This is a genomic window from Streptomyces himastatinicus ATCC 53653 (assembly GCF_000158915.1).
In the GTDB taxonomy this organism is placed as follows: domain Bacteria; phylum Actinomycetota; class Actinomycetes; order Streptomycetales; family Streptomycetaceae; genus Streptomyces; species Streptomyces himastatinicus.
The window spans coordinates 6,781,671-6,784,363 of the sequence record NZ_GG657754.1; the positions used below are offsets into that span (position 1 = coordinate 6,781,671).

Annotated in this window: 1 protein-coding gene; it reads left to right on the forward strand. The window is 71.6% G+C overall.

Annotated features, from left to right (window positions below):
• Positions 1–246: 246 nt before the first annotated feature.
• The coding region (locus SSOG_RS28995; protein ID WP_281048129.1) for a type I polyketide synthase at positions 247–2,693 on the forward strand (2,447 nt) is incomplete at its 3' end.

Below are 2,693 nucleotides of genomic sequence, written 5' to 3' on the forward strand. Positions count from 1 at the left end.
CCACCTCTGAACTCGCAAGAAGGTTTTTCTTTCCGCGAGTTCCTTGTCGTCACCCGAATTCTCGTGCACTCTGGTTAATTAAACGCGGCCATTGTGTGGCGCGCAGTGGATAAGGGGTCCCCTGGTCACGGTAGGGGGCCATAGGGGGTTTGAAGGGGTTTCTTGCCGCACCGCCCTGTGTAAGGCTGACCTACGGTTTGGTTTATGTCTGCGAGGGTAATGGGGCGCGCGATGGTGAGTGAGTCCGTGGATTTCACGCACGAGCACACCGAAAAGCGGGGGAGCGGCCCCGACGAAGCCTCCCGCGGAGCCTCCCCGTGGCGGGCCCAGCTCTCCGAACTCCCCGAGGCCGAACGCGCCGAGGCCCTCACCGCCTGGGTCGGCGAGGTTGTCTCCCAGGCCCTCAAGGACAAGGCGCCCGATGTCCTCGACCCCCAGCGCCCCTTCCTCGACCTGGGCTTCGACTCCCTCGCCACCGTCGACCTGCACGCCCGGCTGACCGCCGCCACCGGACTGCGCCTGCCCGTCACCCTCGCCTTCGACCACCCCACCCCCGCCGACCTCGCCCGCCATCTGCGGACCGAACTTCTCGGTGAGGACGCGGATGAGGACCTGCCGTCGGAAGAGGCGGTCCGCGGTCCCATCGCCGACGACGAGCCCATCGCCATCATCGGAATGAGCTGCCGATTCCCCGGCTCGATCGGCTCGCCCGAAGAGCTGTGGGATATCGTCGCCGACGGAAAAGACGTCATCTCCGAATTCCCGGTGACCCGGGGCTGGGATCTCGCCGGGCTTTACGACCCCGACCCGGACAAGGCGGGCAGTAGTTATGCCCGCGAGGGCGGATTCCTGCATGACGCCGATGAGTTCGATCCGGCGTTCTTCGGTATTTCGCCGCGCGAGGCCCTCGCCATGGATCCGCAGCAGCGGCTGCTGCTGGAGACCTCCTGGGAGGCGTTCGAACGCGCCGGTATCGACCCCGCGGTGCTCCGCGGCGGCCGGGCCGGAGTGTTCGTCGGCGCCGAGCAGCAGGACTACGGCCCCCGGCTGCACGAGGCCGAGCAGGGCTTCGAGGGCTACCTGGTCACCGGCAACGCCGCGAGCGTCGCCTCCGGCCGTATCGCCTACACCTTCGGCTTCGAGGGCCCCACCGTCACCGTCGACACCGCGTGCTCCTCCTCGCTGGTGGCGCTCCACCTCGCCGTCCAGGCCCTCCGTAACGGCGAATGCCCGCTCGCCCTCGCCGGCGGCGTCGCCGTCATGGCCAACCCCGGCTCCTTCATCGCCTTCAGCCGCCAGCGCGGCCTCGCGCCCGACGGCCGCTGCAAGCCGTTCGCCGCCGCCGCCGACGGCACCGCCTGGGGCGAGGGCGTCGGCATGCTGCTCGTGGAGCGGCTGTCCGACGCGCGGCGCAACGGCCACCGGGTGCTGGCCGTGGTGCGGGGTACGGCCATCAACCAGGACGGCGCCAGCAACGGCCTCACCGCCCCCAGCGGCCCCGCCCAGCAGCGCGTCATCCGCCAGGCGCTCGCCGGTGCGGGCCTGTCGGCCGCCGACGTGGACGCCGTGGAGGCGCACGGTACGGGGACGACGCTGGGCGACCCGATCGAGGCGCAGGCGCTGCTCGCCACGTACGGGCAGCAGCGGCACCCGGACCGGCCACTGTTGCTCGGGTCGCTCAAGTCGAACATCGGCCACACCCAGTCCGCGGCCGGTGTCGGCGGCATCATCAAGATGGTCATGGCGATGCGCCACGGCGAACTGCCGCGCAGCCTGCACATCGACCAGCCCACCCCGCACGTCGACTGGGCCGCGGGCGACATCGAACTGCTGACGCAGGCGCGGGAATGGCCGGAGACCGAGGGCCGCCCGCGCCGCGCGGGTGTGTCGTCGTTCGGCATGAGCGGCACCAACGCCCACGCCATCATCGAGCAGCCGCCCGCCGATGCCGAGGCCAAGGCCGATGCGGACGCGGACCCTGACGCCCCGGCTTCCGCCCCCGCCGTACTGCCCTGGATCCTGTCGGCCAAGACCACCGACGCGCTCCGCGCCCAGGCCGAACGGCTGCGGCACCACCTGGAGGCCCACCCCGGCCTCGCCCTCACCGACATCGGCCACTCCCTGGCCACCACCCGCGCCACCTTCGAGCAGCGCGCCGTGCTCCTCGCCGACGGCCGCGACGGCGCCCTCGCCGCGCTCCGCACCCTGGCCGCAGGTGGCGACACCCCGTCCGTCGTGCAGGGCGCCCCGGCCGTCGGGAAGCTCGCCCTGCTGTTCACCGGGCAGGGCAGCCAGCGCCTCGGCATGGGCCGCGAGCTGTACGCCACGTACCCCGTCTTCGCCGAAGCCCTGGACGACGCCTGCTGGTACCTCGAAGAGCAGCTGGAACACCCGCTCCTCGACGTGCTCTTCGCCGAGGAGGGCTCGCCCGAGGCGGCCCTCCTCGACCGCACCGACTACACCCAGCCCGCCCTGTTCGCCATCGAGGTCGCGCTCTACCGCCTGGTCGAATCCTGGGGGCTGCGCCCCGACCTGCTCGCCGGACACTCGATCGGCGAGCTGGCCGCCGCCCATGTGGCGGGCGTGCTGTCGCTGGAGGACGCCGCTGCGCTCGTGGCGGCGCGTGGGCGGTTGATGCAGGAGCTTCCGGCCGGTGGCGCGATGGTCGCGGTGCAGGCGTCGGAGGACGAGGT